General features: G+C 72.5%; 17 protein-coding genes and 1 pseudogene. 10 read left to right on the forward strand and 8 right to left on the reverse strand.

All coding sequences use genetic code 11. The features are described from left to right. Nucleotides 1–103: 103 nt before the first annotated feature. From Sru01_RS07915 to Sru01_RS07935, 6 genes are all read right to left on the reverse strand, one after another. Nucleotides 104–640, reverse strand: coding sequence for an NAD(P)H-dependent oxidoreductase (locus tag Sru01_RS07915; RefSeq protein WP_203983228.1), 537 nt, complete (start codon nucleotides 638–640; stop codon nucleotides 104–106). 188 nt (nucleotides 641–828) lie between these two features. Continuing rightward, nucleotides 829–1146 (reverse strand): putative quinol monooxygenase, encoded by a 318-nt coding sequence (locus tag Sru01_RS07920; RefSeq protein WP_203983229.1) that lies wholly within the window; start codon nucleotides 1144–1146, stop codon nucleotides 829–831. A 118-nt stretch (nucleotides 1147–1264) separates the two neighbouring features. Beyond that, the gene (locus Sru01_RS07925) at nucleotides 1265–1936 is read right to left on the reverse strand and encodes a 4'-phosphopantetheinyl transferase family protein (protein ID WP_203983230.1); all 672 of its coding nucleotides are present in this window, start codon (nucleotides 1934–1936) and stop codon (nucleotides 1265–1267) included. Then, nucleotides 1933–2784: a metallophosphoesterase family protein gene (locus tag Sru01_RS07930; protein WP_203983324.1), complete on the reverse strand. Its 852-nt coding sequence runs from the start codon at nucleotides 2782–2784 to the stop codon at nucleotides 1933–1935. Before Sru01_RS07930 ends, Sru01_RS07925 begins: the two co-directional genes overlap by 4 nt. A 203-nt stretch (nucleotides 2785–2987) precedes the next feature. Beyond that, the gene (locus tag Sru01_RS36540) at nucleotides 2988–3176 is read right to left on the reverse strand and encodes a sterol carrier protein domain-containing protein (protein ID WP_373869505.1); all 189 of its coding nucleotides are present in this window, start codon (nucleotides 3174–3176) and stop codon (nucleotides 2988–2990) included. Nucleotides 3177–3521: 345 nt separating this feature from the next. Next, nucleotides 3522–4316 carry a 2-keto-4-pentenoate hydratase gene (locus Sru01_RS07935; protein ID WP_203983231.1) on the reverse strand — a complete coding sequence of 265 codons (795 nt, stop codon included), beginning with the start codon at nucleotides 4314–4316 and terminating at the stop codon, nucleotides 3522–3524. Nucleotides 4317–4539: 223 nt separating this feature from the next. Here Sru01_RS07935 and Sru01_RS07940 point away from each other — a divergent pair, with 223 nt between their 5' ends. The 3 genes and pseudogenes from Sru01_RS07940 (at nucleotide 4540) to Sru01_RS07950 (ending at nucleotide 5911) form a co-directional block, all read left to right on the forward strand. Continuing rightward, complete coding sequence (locus Sru01_RS07940; RefSeq protein WP_203983232.1) at nucleotides 4540–4878, forward strand: hypothetical protein; 339 nt, start codon at nucleotides 4540–4542, stop codon at nucleotides 4876–4878. Nucleotides 4879–4890: 12 nt separating this feature from the next. Beyond that, nucleotides 4891–5502 (forward strand): annotated as a pseudogene (locus tag Sru01_RS07945) (NsdA family TPR-like regulatory protein); the annotation flags it as partial. Beyond that, the gene (locus Sru01_RS07950; RefSeq protein WP_507763312.1) at nucleotides 5402–5911 is read left to right on the forward strand and encodes an NsdA family TPR-like regulatory protein; all 510 of its coding nucleotides are present in this window, start codon (nucleotides 5402–5404) and stop codon (nucleotides 5909–5911) included. The pseudogene Sru01_RS07945 and the gene Sru01_RS07950, both read left to right, overlap by 101 nt. A gap of 52 nt (nucleotides 5912–5963) precedes the next feature. Here Sru01_RS07950 and Sru01_RS07955 read toward each other — a convergent pair whose 3' ends face one another. Both Sru01_RS07955 and Sru01_RS07960 read right to left on the reverse strand, forming a co-directional pair. Then, a complete protein-coding gene (locus Sru01_RS07955; RefSeq protein ID WP_203983235.1) occupies nucleotides 5964–6722 on the reverse strand; it encodes an NUDIX hydrolase in 759 nt (252 codons plus the stop codon). Nucleotides 6723–7035: 313 nt separating this feature from the next. Then, nucleotides 7036–8406 carry a hypothetical protein gene (locus Sru01_RS07960; RefSeq protein ID WP_203983236.1) on the reverse strand — a complete coding sequence of 457 codons (1371 nt, stop codon included), beginning with the start codon at nucleotides 8404–8406 and terminating at the stop codon, nucleotides 7036–7038. A 501-nt stretch (nucleotides 8407–8907) separates the two neighbouring features. On the opposite strand from Sru01_RS07960, the gene Sru01_RS07965 reads away from it, so the two are divergent. From Sru01_RS07965 to Sru01_RS07995, 7 genes are all read left to right on the forward strand, one after another. After that, complete coding sequence (locus Sru01_RS07965; RefSeq protein ID WP_203983237.1) at nucleotides 8908–10122, forward strand: Cmx/CmrA family chloramphenicol efflux MFS transporter; 1215 nt, start codon at nucleotides 8908–8910, stop codon at nucleotides 10120–10122. A 10-nt stretch (nucleotides 10123–10132) separates the two neighbouring features. After that, nucleotides 10133–11779: an ABC-F family ATP-binding cassette domain-containing protein gene (locus Sru01_RS07970; protein WP_203983238.1), complete on the forward strand. Its 1647-nt coding sequence runs from the start codon at nucleotides 10133–10135 to the stop codon at nucleotides 11777–11779. Nucleotides 11780–12148: 369 nt separating this feature from the next. Beyond that, complete coding sequence (locus tag Sru01_RS07975; protein WP_203983239.1) at nucleotides 12149–12916, forward strand: hypothetical protein; 768 nt, start codon at nucleotides 12149–12151, stop codon at nucleotides 12914–12916. Next, nucleotides 12913–13653, forward strand: a complete 741-nt coding sequence (locus Sru01_RS07980; protein ID WP_203983240.1) for a hypothetical protein — start codon at nucleotides 12913–12915, stop codon at nucleotides 13651–13653. Before Sru01_RS07975 ends, Sru01_RS07980 begins: the two co-directional genes overlap by 4 nt. A 30-nt stretch (nucleotides 13654–13683) precedes the next feature. After that, nucleotides 13684–14970: a hypothetical protein gene (locus tag Sru01_RS07985; RefSeq protein ID WP_203983241.1), complete on the forward strand. Its 1287-nt coding sequence runs from the start codon at nucleotides 13684–13686 to the stop codon at nucleotides 14968–14970. Nucleotides 14971–15021: 51 nt separating this feature from the next. Next, nucleotides 15022–15726, forward strand: a complete 705-nt coding sequence (locus Sru01_RS07990; RefSeq protein ID WP_203983242.1) for a hypothetical protein — start codon at nucleotides 15022–15024, stop codon at nucleotides 15724–15726. Between the two features lie 241 nt (nucleotides 15727–15967). Further along, nucleotides 15968–16954, forward strand: a complete 987-nt coding sequence (locus tag Sru01_RS07995; RefSeq protein ID WP_239137095.1) for a C40 family peptidase — start codon at nucleotides 15968–15970, stop codon at nucleotides 16952–16954. Nucleotides 16955–16979: the final 25 nt, after the last annotated feature.

Below are 16979 nucleotides of genomic sequence, written 5' to 3' on the forward strand. Positions count from 1 at the left end.
AGGTGGCAGGCCATGCCCAGGGAAATCGGCGGGAAACCTGGCGGAGATCGGATGATCGTCGTCCCCGGGTCCACCGGCTCCCTGGGCAGGGAACCCGTGGATCTCAGGCCAGGAACCTGGCCAGCGACGGCGACCGCAGGTGCGCCACCACGGACTGGAGCCGTTCCCGGGCCATCGGGTCGCCGATCCGGCCGTCGGCGTCCAGCGGCACGGTCCCCGGCGGGGTGGCGAGGTCGGCCCCCTGGACGGCGGCGCCGGCCGCGCCGAGCGCCCGCCGCAACTGGATCTGCGCCCACATCGACTCGTGCGGGCTGGCACAGGCGGTGACCACGGCCACCGGCTTGCCGAGCAGCGCGGTCCCGCCGTGCTGGGAGGCCAGCCAGTCGAGGGCGTGGCCGAGCTGGGCGGGCATCACGCTGTGCGCGGGCGCCGCGACCAGCAGCCCGTCCGCCCCGGCCAGCGTCTGGCACAGGTCCGCCACGCATGCGGGCATCGCCCGGTCCTCCAGCGGCGGCACCTCGGCCAGCCGCTCCCAGATCTCGAACTCCGCCGGCGGCGGGAGTTCCCGTCCCACCGCCTCCAGCAGCCTCCGGATGTGCGCTCCCGGAAGCAGGCTGCCCGCGATACCTACGACCCTCAACTCGACCTCGCCTCTGTCGCGACGCGGCGACGACCGGAGCGGGCCGCGGAGACGCCCGGAGATATGGCGCCCCCCGCACGGGACCGTCGGCCGCACTGCCCGCCCCAACGACATGTGATCCGCAACGCTCGATGCCCCACAGCGCGCGCGATGAACATCCGTCCGGTGACTGATTTCCTTTCCGCAGGTCAGAACCGGTCGATCCGCGCCGGCAGCTTGGCGGCCAGCACGTCCACCTTCTCGACCGTCGGCGGGCGGACGAACAGCTCGTCGGACCGGGCGAGCAGCCGGCCCACCATCGCGCCGGACAGGTTCGCCCGCCGCGCGGCGGGATCGTCGAAGGCGTCGAACATCCCGAAGGTCACGCAGTCGATCCGCAGGCCGAACCAGGTCTCGGTCCAGGTCTCCTCGTTGACCATGCGCACCGCGTCGCGCAGGAGGCGTTCGACCTCGTGTTCCTTGCCGGGGCGGGCGTGCACCCGGACCAGCGCACCACAGCTGAGCATTCGAACCCCCTCCATTCCGGCCGGCCGGGGGTCCGGCGCCGTCCAACAGAGGTCGATACCCGCTGACAAAAGCGGCGAACGGCGACTTAACGGGAAATTAGCGGATTTTTCCTGATTATTAGCCGGCGGGGTGGCCGGCCGGGATCACGATGGCGGTCAGGATGAGGCCGTCCCCGGCCGTCCAGCGGCCGGTGAACCCGGTGACCTCCCGGCCGGCCACCCGCGGGCCGGGCACCAGCAACCGGGCGGAGAAGGCGCCCGCGTCCGGATCGATCGACAGCGAGGCCTCCTCGAAACCGAGCCACCGCCCGGCCAGCGGGAACCACGCCTTGTACACCGCCTCCTTGGCGCAGAACAGCAGGCGCTCCCACGACACCCCGGCCGGGTGGCCGCGCAGCTCGCGCAGCAGCCCGTGCTCCTCCGGCCGGGCGATCACGTCCAGCACCCCCTCCGGCAGCTCCTGGTCCGGCTCGGCGTCGATGCCGATCGCCGTCACCTCCGCCGCCCGGGCCAGCACGGCGCCGCGGTACCCGGCGCAGTGCGTCATGCTGCCGACGATCCCGGCCGGCCACCGCGGCTCGCCGCGCGGCCCGGGCACCACCGGCGCGGCCGGGACACCGAGCGCGGCCATCGCCCGCCGCGCGCACACCCGCGCCGTCGTGAACTCCCGGCGCCGCTTGTCCACCGCGAGCTCGACCGCCTGCTCCTCCTCGGGGAACAGGACCGCGTCCACCGGGTCGTCGAACAGCTCGGCCGACACCACGCCCGCGGGCAGGATGGCCTCGATCAAGGAGCGGGCTCCTCGGGGAAGACCGGCCGCATCGCCTTCGCGCCGTCCATCCCGTACATCTGCCGCTCGCGCGGGTAGCCGAGCGACACCTCCTCGAAGCGCACCCCGTCGTACCGGGTGGTGCGCGGGATGTGCAGGTGCCCGTAGACCACGGCCGCCGCGTTGTAGCGCAGGTGCCAGTCGGCGGTCTCCACCGTGCCGCACCACTGGGCGAACTGCGGATGGCGCAGCACGTCGGTCGGCTCGCGCACCAGCGGGAAGTGGTTGACCAGCACGGTCGGGATGGCCGGGTCGCGCTCGGCCAGCCGCCGCTCGGTCTCGCGCAGCCGGGCCCGGCACCAGGCGTCCCGGCTGGGATAGGGATCGGGGTGCAGCATGAACTCGTCGGTGCACACCACGCCGCTGCGGTGCGCCCAGGCCAGCGACTCCTCCTTGGTGGTGTTCGGCGGCCGGAAGGTGTAGTCGTACAGCACGAACAGCGGCGCGATCGTCACCGGGCCGCCGTGCCCGGTCCACACCGCGTACGGATCCTCCGGGGTGAGCACGCCCAGGCGGCGGCAGATCTCCACCAGGTGGCGGTAGCGCTCCTCGCCGCGCAGCCGCACCGGGTCGTCCTTCGGCGTCCACAGCTCGTGGTTGCCCGGCGTCCACACCACGGTGGCGAACCGCCCGGCCAGCAGGCCGAGCGCCCACTCGATGTCCGCGACGAACTCGCCGACGTCCCCGGCCACCAGCAACCAGTCGTCCGGCGACTCCGGCCGCAGCTCCTCGACGATCGCCCGGTTGGCGGGATAGGCGACATGGAGGTCGCTGACGGCCATCAACCTGCCCGGAGCCGTACCGCCCATAATCACCCGACGATCGTAACCGCGCCGCCCCCGCCCACAAAAGATCGCCGCCCTGGTCCCCCGCCCGGCTCGGATTGTCATCTAGCCGGATGACAACGGTTATCGAGCGACCTGCTGGGCCGGGAGCGACTGGGCGCCGTCTGTCGATTGCCGGAATAACGCTCGGCAGATGGATCTTGTGGGGCTGACCAATGAGCCGCCTCCTAGAAATGGTCGGGCAGCCATGGTTCGAGGTCTGTCGTGCTACGGATCAGTATCGCGAGTGCCTTGTCGGAGGTCGCGCGGAGGCCTGCTATGCGGGCCGAGGCGAGAGTTCGGTAGCCGCCCGCGTACCAGGCGGCGAGTTGCCTGCGGGTGAGGGCGGCCTCGCCCTCGGCGTTTGTCGGCTTGATTTCGGCTGCGCGGCGTGATCATCGGCATTGGAGGCGTCGAAGACGACGTCGAAGGGCCCGGACTCCAGTAGGGCGGCCAGTCCGCGGTCGGACGTCGGGCACCCCATCTCAGCCGCACGCCTCAGTCCCAGGCTCTCCTGATTCCGGCCCGCCACCAGACGGCAGTCCAGGGTCAGCGAGCGCTGGAGCTTGCCGGCGAGGTCGGCGCCGATCAGGCCGGATCCGAGTACTGCCACGCTTGACCTTCTATAGGTCATGAGCCCTCCTTTTCGTGTAAAGAATGTGCGCCGTCGGCGGTTGATCGCCCACGACGGACGATTGATAGATCGCGGACATGAACCCAGGTCAGGTGACTCGCAGGTGGACCGGCGGCAGATGGGGGCTCAGGACCCGCACCGTGACCCCCGCGTTCAAGGGGATGCTGGCGTGCACGGCGCCGGCCAGGACGAGATCACCGGCCCGCAGTGTCCGCGAGGACTCGACGCGGCTCAACCGATCTGCCAGCCACACCAAGGGCCGGAACGGGTCGCCGAGGACGGCTCGTCCCTTCCCCGAGGCGACAGTTCTGCCGTCGATGCTGAGGATCAACTGCTCGGCCGCCAGATCCCATGCGGGATCGTGCGGGACCATGGGCCCGATGACGGCCCGCGCGCACGAGGCGTTGTCCGCGATGCTGTCCGCCAGGGCGATCCGCCAGCTGGTGAACCGGGTGTCGATCACCTCGATGGCGAGGCACACCTGCGACACCGCGGCCTTGACCGCCTCCAGGGTGAGGCCGGGACCTCGCAGGTCATTGCCCAGCTGAAACGCGATCTCCGCCTCCACCCTCGGCGCCATCAAGTCGCTCCTGACCAGCTCACTCCCGCTGTGCAGCACCATGTCGCCCATGAGCACGCCCGAGTCCGGTTCGTCGACACCCATCTGCTCCTGCATGGCCCGGGAGGTCGCCCCGACCTTGTGGCCGACGACGCGGGCGCCGCCAGCGGTGCGGCGCGCGATGGCCGCAGCCTGAATGCGGTAGGCGTTCTCGATGGTCAGTCCAACGGGCCGCGTGGTCAGCGGTGTCATCGGAACCCGAGTTCGTTCTGCCGCGAGCAGCGCGGTCGCGACGGAATTCCACCGCCGTTTCTGCTCATACACCGTTTCCCCCCAGATCGTGCAGTGGGTGGAGATCCCAGTAAGAGCGCGCAGATCGAGCGGCGAGGTCGCCGCGCCTGCTGATGCAACCCGGCAGAGCGAACATCTGCGAGCCGACCGCGCCGGTTTCTCCTTGTCTGACGAATAGTCAAACCCAGGCGGCGCCGCGGCGGTACGGTGACGAGCAGGTCAAGCGGTATATCGCGTATACAGGGGGCAGGTGCCCATGACCACGCGCAGGCCGAACCACAAGCTCCGCAACCTGGTCGCCGAAACCGGACTGACCTATGAGGCGCTTGCCGCCGCAGTCCGCGCTGTCGCCGGCGAATGCGGCGTCGTGTTACGGACCAACAGATCCACGGTCGAACACTGGATCGCCGGAACGGCACCCCGAGGAGACACCGGCCGCTACCTTGCCGTCGCCCTAACCCGACGTCTCGGCCGGCTCCTCAGCTTGGTCGACCTCGGCCTGCCGGACACGGACGATCCGGCCAATGACACCATCGGGCTATCGCTCGGAGCCGACCCGCTGGATGTCCTACTGCCGATGTGGAGGTACGACTAGGACCGCCGCGACTTCCTGACGACTTCCGCCTACTCCGTGGCCGCCGCCGCTCTGCCGCTCTCCCACGTTCAAGAGATCGTTGCCCGCTCCACCGCCGCCCGGACCGGGCACATCGTCGGCATGGCCGACGTCACCGCTGTACGCGACATGATCACCGCGTTCTCTGAGATCGACGAACGTCACGGTGGCCAGCACGGCCGCAGCGCCCTGGTCACATATTTGCGCGACGATGTCGCCCCGATGTGCCGAGCCCGATTCCGAACCGACGAGGTTCGCCGGCAGATGCTCTCGGCCGCCAGCCGTGGCGTGCACCTGCTCGGCTGGAAGAGCTACGACGCCGGACAGCAGGGGTTCGCTCAGCGTCACTACCTTCAGTCCTACGCTCTGGCCGCCGAGTCCGGGATCATCGGGCACGACGGGTTCGTCATGCGCACCATGGCCATGCAGGGCCTCAAACTCCACCACCCCGAACACTGCCGGGCCCTCGCCGAAACCGGCCTGAATCGGGCAAAAGGCCGTGTTGATGCCCAGACCGAGGCCCTCTTCCGCGTTGTTCACGCCCATACCCTTGCCAAGACCGGCAAGCGCCGAGCGGCCCCTCACCGAGGTCGAGCAAGCCCGTAACCTGCTCACGACGGCCCCCGGCGATGAGCTACCGTACTGGGCCTTGGCCTGGGGACCCCCGGCCTCCTCGGTGTACTCTCGCACCGCCAAGGTTCACGAAACCCTCGGCGAGCACCGCGCAGCCGCCGAGCACTACGCACTCGCCGCCGCGTCCCGCCCCAGCACTTACGCCCGCGTCGTCGCTCTCGACCTGGTGGCGGGCGCCGAGATGCACCTCACAAACGGCGGCATCGAGCAGGCGTGCGCCACCTGGCACCAGGCCATCGATCACATGGACGGCGTACGGTCCATGCGCACCCTCAGAGCCATCCGCCGTATGCGTGCAGCCCTCGCCCGCTTCCGCGCCCGCGGCCTGCGGTGCGCAGCCGAACTCGATGAAAGGGCCCGCGACTTCATCACCGGGACCTGACGACCGATCCCACGCTCGGCCGGCACCGCACGATTCAGGCAGCCGACCCGGCTCAGGTGTCCCGCCGAAGCGATTCCCTCGCGTGACGACGCACGATCGGATCCAAGTAGTCCACGCGCGGACCATCCAGAGCTGCAAGCTCGGCCGGTGAACCCACGAACGCGAACCTGTCCAGCTCCGGCTTACGCCCCTGAGCGTGCTCGCTGCGCGTAACCGCCTCGAACCGCTCACCCAGCAACGACGCCGGCCGCGGCGAGGCGAGAAAAGTGAAACCGATGCTCCGATGCTCGCCGCGAGTTACGGCCCACAGGACCAGCTCGCTCGAGGACAGGTCCACACCCGTCTCCTCAGCCAACTCCCGCGCAGCGTGGCGCCGCAACGCATCCTCATCGAGTGCCGCACCCTCCTCGGGCGGCTCGACGGAACCACCTGGAAGCTGCCAACGCCCCGGAGCGGCAGTCGAAGGCGACATTCGCCCCACCAGCACACGTGCGTCTGCCGTCGGCTGAACAACGTTCACGAACAACGACGGCAACCAGGAACTGTTGCCGGCGACCCGACGCAGCGCGTAGTGCCGGTAAGTCACCCGCGCCCACAGCAAGACGAGACTCCGCGGACCCTCCCACTCCAGCCCCGCGCAAGCCACCACTGGACCATCGAAGAGACTCGGATTCGCCCTGACGGCCTCATCCCACACACGGTCCCTGGCCGCCGCGTCATCGGACGACAGACGTGGCGCTTCGACCTCCGTCAAGCGGAGCCGATCAACCTCAAACAGGTCAACACTCAGGGCAGGCACTGTCTTGGCCACCGGCCCATCGTAGGGCTGGGGGTCGCCGTTGCCGGGATGACGTGGCCTCACCAGGTCGGCTGGTCTCGGCCTCGGGCCGGGTCGTGCCCGGCGACCTATCACGCAGGAGCCCGCGTAGCGCGCACTCCTACGTGCCCTTCCCGGCAAATAGGAGTATTCGCGACGACCTTGCCCGGGATGCCGCCGGTTCGCGTTCCAGCCTCGAACGGCTGGCCGGGCGCCGCGTCGTCAGGATGGGACGTGGCGCCATGGATCATCAGAGTTCTCGTTACGGTCGGCCTGCCATTGCCGCTGGCAACGCCGGCCGGCTCGATCAGTTCGGGATCGGGGCGTTGAGGGCCAGCCGGTAGTCACCGAGGGCAGGCAGGGTGGTGCGCTTGTCGAGGGGGACGGTGTCCAGGACGCGGCGGGCGGTATGGGTCATCATGTGGGTGCGGTATGCCGGATCGAGGTCGGCCATGACCGCCGTGGCCAGCAGGAGCGCCTCGTTGTAGCCGCCACTCCGGCCGACGCTGATCGCTTCGTGCAGGCGGACGTTCACCGCGTTCTGGTAGTTGGGGTTGGCGGCCAGCGCCTGGTCCCGGGCCTCTCGCGCGGCCTCCGTCGCACCGCCGAAGGCATGGACCCAGGCGCTGGTGAAGGCCGTCGAGGAGGTGCCCCAGCCGTAGCTCTCACCGGACATCGTGAACCGGTCCGCCAGCCCGCGGAGGTGGCGGACGCGATCGAAGGCCTCCGGTTGCCGGCCGAGTACGGCCAGTGCCTGGGCCTCGGCAGCCACCGCTATCAACACCCCGGCAGACAGGCGGTCGCCTGCCAAGTCCTGGGCGTTCCGGGCGAGGATCAACAGCGCCTCGGGGGAGCGAGGGGTATAGAGGCCGAACACCGCCTCATAGCCGCGGACCCATACGCGCATGTCGCGGTCACCGGAGGCGTCGGCGGCGTGGCGGGCGGTGGTCCACCAGCGGCGGGCGGCGCCGTGCTCGCCGAGTCGCGTGAGGACGTTCGCGTGCATGACGGACAGCCAGGCGCTGATCCGCTGCAGGCCGGGGAGCTTCTCTGCGGTCGCCCGGGTGATCGAATGCTGGACGGTGGCGAAGTCCAGGACGAGGTCGTCACGGATGGTGGCAGGCGGTTGGGTCTGCACCGCGTGCATGTGGTCGGCGCAGGTGACCCCCCAGTCCTCCACCGAATTGCCCGCGGCGGTGCCGAGCATCCGCTCGGCCAGGTTGCGGATCGGCTCGCCGTGATTGATCAGCGGCGTCTGGGCCAGCAGGCCCGCCGCGGCCAGCTGGAATAGCTCTCGGCGTTCCACGTCGTCTCCCGGGAAAAGGGCGTTACTGCCGCTTTCACGGTAACCCGGCTTTGCGGCGTTTGTCGCGGCGGCCAGGTCGTCCAATGGACAATGTCCGAGCCTTTGTACCACCGGCCACAGGATTTTCAGCTGGCCCCCTGCGCGGAGGGCGTCGTCGAGGGACTGGACGCGGGTGCCGGACTCCGGGAGGCATTCGCCGCGCTCGATGGAGCCCAGCATGGAGGCGGAATAGCCGGTGCGGGCGCCGAGCAGGTCGACGGTGAGCCGGTGGCCGACCCGTAGTTCATAGCTGTCCCGGAGATCGCGGACCAGTGCCCCGAAATAGTGGGCCATCGACCTATATCGGTCATGGTTCTTCCGTGGTGCGGGCATGCCTTTTCCACCTCCTGATGTGGTCCGGAATCAGCGGCAGATCGCCGGAGGGGATCGGCTCTTGTCCCGGGGTCGGCTGCGGAACAACCTGCTGGTAACTGTAAATGACGATCTGGTTACCGTACGCCAGTTCTGGAAATCGGTCCCAACTCGATCAGGAGTGCGATACGCATGTCGGCATATGCCTTCGCGAACCCGGCGAAACGGGCGGCCGGCGGCCGGTGCCGCCCCGGTCGTACCTCCGCCGGATCCGACCCCACCGGGCCAGGCGGTGCCGGCCGAACGAAACCGGGGTGCGGGGGCGCGGGGCGGGTGGGTAGGGTGCGGGGCATGTCGAGCCCTGAGGCGGACACGGTGGGGGCCCGCGGTCACGCCGCCGGCCCCCGGAACACCTGAGTTCGCCGTCCCGCCGCGCGTGCGGCCTGGACGGGCGTGGCCATGGGTGCCGGCCGCGATGACGAGACGCCTTCCTCGTCCGTTTCATCGCCTCGGAGTCACTCGATGCCGTTTCCCCTGTACCTGCTGGCCGTGGCGGTCTTCGCCATGGGCACCTCGGAGTTCATGCTCGCCGGCCTGCTGCCGGCCATCGCCGCCGACCTCGGCGTCCCGGTCGGCACGGCCGGCCTGCTCACCTCGGCCTTCGCGGCCGGGATGGTCGCCGGCGCCCCGCTGGCGGCCGCGCTGACCCGCCGCTGGCCCCGGCGGTCCAGCCTGCTCGGGTTCGTGCTGGCGTTCGCGGCGGCGCACCTCGTGGGCGCCGTCACCGGGAGTTTCCCGGTCCTGCTGGTGACCCGGGTGGTCGCGGCCGTCGCGAACGCCGGGTTCCTCGCGGTGGCGCTGACGACCGCCGCCGCCCTGGTCGCCGCCGACCGCAAGGGCCGCGCGCTCGCCGTGCTGCTGTCGGGCACCACGGTCGCGACCATCGCCGGGGTCCCCGGCGGGGCGGCGCTCGGCACGCTGCTCGGTTGGCGGGCCGCCTTCTGGGCGGTGGCCGCGCTCTGCCTGCCCGCCGCGGCCGGCATCCTCGCCGGGATCCCGGCGCGCCGGGCCGCAGCGGACGGCGCGGACGGCGCCGGGCGCCCGGCCCTGCGTGCGGAGCTCGCGCAGCTCGCGAGGCCGCGGCTGGTCCTGGTGATGCTGCTCGGGGCCCTGGTGAACGCCGCGACCTTCGGCGGCTTCACCTTCCTGGCCCCCGTGGTGACGGGGACCGCGGGGCTGGCCGAGTGGTGGGTGCCGGTGGTGCTGATGCTCTTCGGCGGCGGCTCGCTGGCCGGGGTCACCGTCGCCGGCCGGCTGTCCGACCGGCGTCCCGGATCGGTGATCATGGTCGGCGGCCCGCTGCTGCTCGCCGGCTGGCCGGCGCTGGCCCTGCTGGCCGGCTTGCCGGCCGCGCTGCTCGTCCTGGTGTTCGTCCAAGGCACGCTGTCGTTCGCGCTGGGCGGCACGCTGATCGCCCGGGTCCTTTACGAGGCCGCGGACGCGCCGACCATGGCCGGCTCGTACGCGACGGCCGCGCTCAACGTCGGCGCCGCCGCCGGGCCGGTCGTCGCCGCGGCCACCTTGGACAGCGCGGCCGGTCCCGCCGGGCCGCTGTGGGCGAGCGGCGTCCTGGTCGCGATCGTCCTGCTCCTCGCGGTGCTCTTTCGCCGGGTGATCTCGGCGACGCCGGCCCCCGCCCGGGTTATCCGTTCGGCGCCGGGAGCGCACCCGGGATAGCGTTTGCGGCATGAGTGCCACCATCGTCGCCAAGGACCTGGCCGCCGGGCACGGGGAGAAGGTGTTGTTCTCCGGGCTCGACCTGGTCGTCGGCCCGCAGGATGTGATCGGCCTGGTCGGGGTGAACGGCGCGGGCAAGTCCACCCTGCTGCGCCTGCTGGCCGGCCTGGCCGTGCCGGACGACGGCACGGTGCGGCTGACCCCGCCGGCGGCGACGGTCGGCTACCTGCCGCAGGAGCCGGAGCGCCGGCCCGGCGAGACGGTGGCCGATTACCTGGCCCGGCGCACCGGGGTGACCGCCGCGCAGCGCGAGCTGGACGCCGCGACCGAGGGGCTGGTGGCCGGCCGGCCCGGCGCCGACGACGACTACTCCACCGCGCTGGAGCGCTGGCTCGGCCTGGGCGGTGCCGACCTGGCCGAGCGGGCCGGCGAGGTGGCCGCCGACCTGGGCCTGGCGGTGGACCTGGCCCAGCCGATGACGTCGCTGTCCGGCGGCCAGGCGGCCCGGGCCGGGCTGGCCGCGCTGCTGCTCAGCCGGTACGACGTCTTCCTGCTGGACGAGCCCACCAACGACCTCGACCTGGACGGGCTGGACCGCCTGGAGCGGTTCGTCACCGGGCTGCGCGCCGGCACCGTGCTGGTGAGCCACGACCGCGAGTTCCTGGCCCGCACGATCACCAGCGTGGTCGAGCTCGACCTGGCCCAGCGGCAGGTGCGGGTGCACGGCGGCGGCTACGACTCCTACCTGGCCGAGCGGGAGGTCGCCCGCCGGCACGCCCGCGAGGAGTACGAGGAGTACGCCGACCGGCTGGGCGACCTGCGGGCCCGGGCGCGCACCCAGCGGGCGTGGATGGAGAAGGGCGTGAAGAACGCCCGGCGCAAGGCCCCGGACAACGACAAGATCGGCCGGAAGTTCCGCACCGAGGCGACCGAGAAGCAGGCGGCCAAGGCCCGGCAGACCGAGCGCATGATCGAGCGGCTGGATGTGGTCGAGGAGCCCCGCAAGGAGTGGGAGCTGCGGATGGAGATCGCCGCCGCGCCGCGGGCCGGGGCGGTCGTGGCCACCGCGCGCGGCGCGGTGGTGCGGCGCGGCCCGTTCGTGCTGGGCCCGGTCGACCTGCAGATCGGCTGGGCCGAGCGGGTGGCGATCACCGGCGACAACGGTTCGGGCAAGTCGACGCTGCTGGCCACGCTGCTCGGCCGGCTGGCCCCGGACGAGGGGCACGCCGCGCTCGGCCCGGGCGTGGTGGTCGGCGAGATCGACCAGGCGCGCGGCCGGTTCCTCGGCGAGGAGCCGCTGCTGGACGCGTTCGGCGCCGCGGCGCCCGGCCTGATGCCCGCCGACGTGCGCACGCTGCTCGCCAAGTTCGGGCTGCGGGCCGATCATGTGCTGCGCGCGGCGGTCACCCTCTCGCCGGGGGAGCGCACCCGGGCCGCGCTGGCGCTGCTGCAGGCGAGCGGGGTCAACCTGCTGGTCCTCGACGAGCCCACCAACCACCTCGACCTGCCCGCGATCGAGCAGCTGGAGTCGGCCCTCGACACCTACCCGGGGACGCTGCTGCTCGTCACGCACGACCGGCGGATGCTGGCCGCGGTGCGCACTACCCGCCACCTGCGGGTCGCCGCCGGCCAGGTGACGGAGGACGTGCCGGCCTGACCCCGGGGCCGGCCGCCTGCCGGCCCCGCTTGCCCTGCCACCTGCCCGGCCTCACTTGCCCGGCCCCGCCTGCCCTGCCACCTGCCCCGCCCCGGCTGCCCCGCCCCGGCAGTCGGTACTCTCGGCGATCTTGACGTCACCGACAGTGATTTTTCGGGTTTTTGGTGGCCGATTCAGCATTTTCTGCGGCGGCGATCCCGGCTTTCCCCGGTTCTTGCCGACTTTCTGTGATGTCCGAATCCCCGGGAACGGATCTCATATTGGGCTGCGTTGTGAAGGCAGGAAATGTAGTGGACTAAAGAGAAGCGAACCCGCAGGATCGTTCCACACCATGTACGGCCCTTTTGGTGCGAGAGGGTGGTGCCCCCCATGAAGATCACTCGCAATCCCGGTTTACCCCCGCCGATCGTCCGCGGCCTGGCCGGCCTCGCCGCCGCCCGAGCCGGCCGCCGGGACGGCCGGCTCGGCGTCCCCTACGACCGGCTGCCGGCCGGGGCGTCCCCGGGCGGGCCGGCCGACGACCGGCGGACCGACTACATCACGTCCGTGGCCGAGCAGGCCCGCGAGCGCCGGCTGCGCGTCCGCAAACGGTTCATCGGCGAGGCCGGCCGGCAGGAGAGCGCGCTGCTGCAGGCGGCCGGCCTGGTCAACGACCTCGCCCGCCGGGCGGCGGCCACCGACCCGGCGCCGGCCGGCCCCGGGAACCCGCCGGGCACCCCGGAGCCGCGATCGCTGGCCGAGGTGACCGCCGCCCGGGCCCGCCGGACCGCCGCCGACCGGCGACGGTCCGCCGAGACCGAGCTGGCCACCGCCCGGCAGGCGCTGGCCGGCCGGCTGGCCGACTACGCGGGCGCGGTCCGCCGGATGCGCGCCGAGGCCGAGGAGGTGAACAGCTGGGCCGGGCAGCTGGTGGCCCGCTACCGCCGGTCGCTGGACCACGCCTACCTGACCCGCCAGAGCACGCCGGGCACGTCCTTACCTCGCTGGGAACCGGCCCCCATCCGGGCCGACTCCGAGGAGGAGCGGCTGGCCCTGTCCGGTGACCTGCTCACCCTGCTGCCGCCGAAGGTGCGCGAAGTGATCGACGAGGCGCTCGGTCACCTCGGCCGCCCGATCCCCGAAGGAGGTGCCGGGTGAGAGCCTTCCGCACGGTCGTCCTGCTGCTCCCGGTGGTACTGGTGCTGCTGGCGGCGGTCACCCTGCTCGCCGGCTGCCAGGCGTCCCCGCCGCCGCCGGCCGCGGCCCGCCCGTGCGGCATGGCCGTCGACGCCACCTCCTTCAGCCGCAACACCGACGTGCAGCGGAAGATCGACGAGGCGGTGCCGCGGTTCCTGGCCGAATGCGACCAGGTGGCATTCGGCGTGGTCAACGGCTCGCCCGGCGCCACCGACTGCCGGCAGGCCCCGCTGGACCTGGTCGCCGGTCCGAAGGACAACCCCAACGACAATCCCAAGCGCGCCGCGCAGGTCGAGGCGGGCCGCCGGGGCACCGCGATCGCGGCCATGAAGCGACTGCTGGCCTGTTCCCGGGCCGAAAAGCAGCTCCGCCCCGGCTCCGACGTCATCGGCGCCGTCCGCTACCTGACCGACCAGCTCGGCGCGCTGGAACGTTCCGGCCGGCTGCTCGTCCTCAGCGACCTGGGGCAGCGCACCCCCGAACTCGACGTCTACCACGACGACCTCAGCACCCCCGACCGGCGCGCCCGGTACGTCGACCGGGTGGCCGACCGGCTGCCGAAACTGGCCGGCGCCCGGATCCAGGTCGTCGGGTTCGGCATCCACCTCACCGGCGACCCGGCCCGCCGGCAGCACATCCAGGAGTTCTGGACCCTGCTCTTCGACCGCTGCGGCGCGCTCGCCGTCACCTACACCTAGCCTCGCCGACCTTTCCGGAAGGAGAACCCGATGGGCAGGAACCAGCGGCGCGCCCTGTGGTGGCGCCTCAAGCCCTACCTCGGCGACCGGGGCGACGCCGCGCTCGACCTGGAACTGGACATGGAGGAGGACCCCTACGGCGGCCCGATCCCCGGTGGGCCGCCGCCGGCCAAGGAGCTGAAACGGCTGCGCGCCGAGGCCCGGCGCAACGGGGAGCGGGACGGCGGATCCGGCATGTACGACGAGTGGAGCCTGGCCGCCGGCAGCCGCCCGCCGTTCCTGGTGACCCTGGAGGCCATGCGGAACGAGGCCGTCGCGGAGGAGAAGGTGCGCGAGCTGCGCGACCTGCAGCGCCTGGAGGACCGGATCGCGGTCACCCGGCAGGACCTGCAGACCTGCGAGGAACGGGCCGCCCGTACCCGGGCGGAGCTGGACCAGGTCGCCGCCGACGAGCGGCGGCTGCAGGAGGCGCTCGGCGGGGTGCGCGCCGCGGCGGCATCGGACGGCGCGCCGCGCCCAGAGGAGCCGCCGCACCCGGCGGCGCGGTGGGCCGAGCCCACCCGGAGCCTGCGCCGGCAGGCGCTGGTCCGGGCGGCGCGCTGGGCGGTGCTCGCGCTGTTCGCCGCGGTGGAACTGCCGATCCAGTACGCGACGTTCATCTACTTCAACGAGGGCCCCACGATGACCTGGGCGTTCGTGCTGGGCACCGCGGCCGCCATGCTGATCGCGCCGCACCTGGCCGGCGGCTGGACCAAGCACATGAGCGTGATGGGATGGCGGTCCCCGCGGCTGCCCGCCGCGGCGACCGTGCTAGTGGCCTGGCTCGCCGGGGTGGGCCTGCTCGCCCACCTGCGCACCTCGGTGCTCTTCGCGCCGGGCACCGATTCGGAGACCGGCGCCGCGATCAGGTCGACGGCGGACGCGCTCGGCGTCGGCCGGGTGCCGGTGACGATCCTGTTCACCGCGCTGCTGCTGCTCGGCGGCACGGTCACCTTCACCTTCGGCTTCCTCGGCGAGAACCCTTACGCCGCGCGGCTGGGCGACATCCAGCGGCAGCGCCGCCGGCTGGAGAAGGCGCTCGCCGCGCTGGAGGGCCGCAGGAAGCGGGACGCGGACCTGGTCAGCCTGGCCGAGCAGCGGACCAGGCGGCACGGCGAGCGCTGGGCGGCCCGCATCGCGGCCCGGGGCGAGCCGTACGAGGTCTGCGTGGCCGACTACCTGGAGGCGGTCGCGCAGCGGATGCGCAACCCCGCGTTCACCGAGTCGGTGGGCCAGTGGCTGCAGGAACGCGCCAGGGCCCGGCAACCGGCCGGGTGACGGCGGATCGACCGGCCGGCCCGAGCCGGCGCGCACATCATGGGAGGGCTGATGGACGGCGTCCGGCCGTGCCTGGCCATGCTGGGACTGGGACTGATCATCGCCGGTGTCTTCGCCCGCACCGCGACGATCATGAAAGTGGTGGAGGTGCGGCCGGTCGACTGGCCGACCCGGGCCGGGCTGGCCGCCGCCGGTGTGGTGATCGTCCTGGTGATGCTGGCGCTGGACGGCTCCGGCCGCCGGGCGCCGCTGCGCCGCCTGACCGGCATGCTGGTCGGCAGCCTGCTCACGCTGGGGGTGGCCACCCTGGCGGGAGTGATCGCCTTCCCGGCCCTGCCGGCGCGGGCCCAGCGGCCGCTGCCCGCCGGCAGCTGGCACGGCCGGCTCGCCCACTCGGCGGGCGGCCGGGCGGACGTCAGGCTGACCGTCTCGGCCGGCGGGCCGCACACCACCGCCACCGGCCGGTTGACGCTGTCCTACAACGGCGCGGGCTGCGAGTACTGGCTCGACGGCGAATCGGTGCGCCAGGTGATGAAGGCGGCGGAGAACAACACGCCCCAGGAGGAGCGGATCTGCGGCGGCGTGACCGACCTGCGGCTGGACCCCTACCCGGACGGAAAGGACGTGTGGATCACCCTCACCGGGCGGGCCTGCGCGGTGGTGGCCCAGGGGGCGCTGGCCCGCCAAGGCCTGCCGGCGGTCGAGGGCGCCCGCCCGCCGGACTCCACGCTGGACGGCCGCACCTGCCCGGCCTGAGCGCGAGTGCGGCCACCCGATCCCCGCCGGCCCGCTCGCGCGCCGCACCCGGCCGGCCTGAGCGCGAATCCCGGCCGCCCGGTGCCGCCGTGGCTCCGGGATTTCGCGACCGGCCGCAAAGTCGGGTGAACCGGTCGCCCGCCCCGCGCGTACCTGCTGGCACGAACCGCCGGCGGGCGGGCCGGCCGTCCGGCCCGCCGCCCGCCGGCCCGGCCTCGCCAGGGGAGGGGTGCGCGTGCCCGTGCGCAGCGTCCGGAAGAGAGTCGTTCCGGCGGTCGCCGGGCTGGCCGCCGCCATGGTGCTGGTCGCGCAGCAGGGCGCGGCCGCCGAGCCGCGCCCCACCGCCGCGCAGGCCCGCGCCCGGCTGGCCAAGCTGGAGGACCAGGCCGACAAGACGGTCGAGCGGTACAACACCGTGGCCGAACGCTACAAGGGGGCGAAAAAACGGTACGACGCGCTGGACCGGGAGCTGTCCCGCGAGCGCGGCAAGGTCGACACGCTGCGCGCCGACATCGGCTCGACCGCCGCGCACCTCTACCAGTCCAACGGGGTGACCACCGGCCTGCCCGGCATGCTCAGCTGGCAGGACCCATCCGGCGTGCTCGCCGGCCTGGCCGTCGCCGACCAGATGTCGGCGGGCCAGGCGAACGCCATGGCCGCGTTCGAGGCGGCCACCCGCGGCCTGCGCGCCCGGCACGCCAAGGCCAAGGCGGCCTACGACGACGTGGCCGAGCTGCTCGGCGACGTCGGCGACGAACGCAAGCGGGTGGAGAAGCTCGTCGGCGAGCAGGAGCGCCTGCTGCGCCGGCTCAACCAGTTCAACGCCGGCGACCCCAACAGCCGCGGCATCAGGTACGACGGCCCGGCGTCCGGCAACGCCCGCACCGCGCTCACCTTCGCCTTCGCGCAGGCCGGCAAGCCCTACCGCTACGGCGCCACCGGCCCGGGCGCCTACGACTGCTCGGGTTTCGCCCAGGCGGCGTGGGCGAAGGCCGGGGTGAAGCTGCCGCGCACCACCTACCAGCAGTGGGCGTGGGGCGCCAAACGCCGGGTACCGATGGACAAGCTCCAGCCGGGTGACCTGATCTTCAGCAACGGCCTCGGCCACATGGGCATCTACGCCGGAAACGGCAAGATGATCCACGCCCCGCGCACCGGGGACGTCGTCAAGGTGGTGACCCTGGCCTCCTACGGGCGGGGCCGCTTCGTCGGCGCCGTCCGTCCCTGATCTCGGGCGTCGCCCCCCCGGCGCC

This window comes from Sphaerisporangium rufum, assembly GCF_016863395.1.
In the GTDB taxonomy this organism is placed as follows: Bacteria; Actinomycetota; Actinomycetes; order Streptosporangiales; family Streptosporangiaceae; genus Sphaerisporangium; species Sphaerisporangium rufum.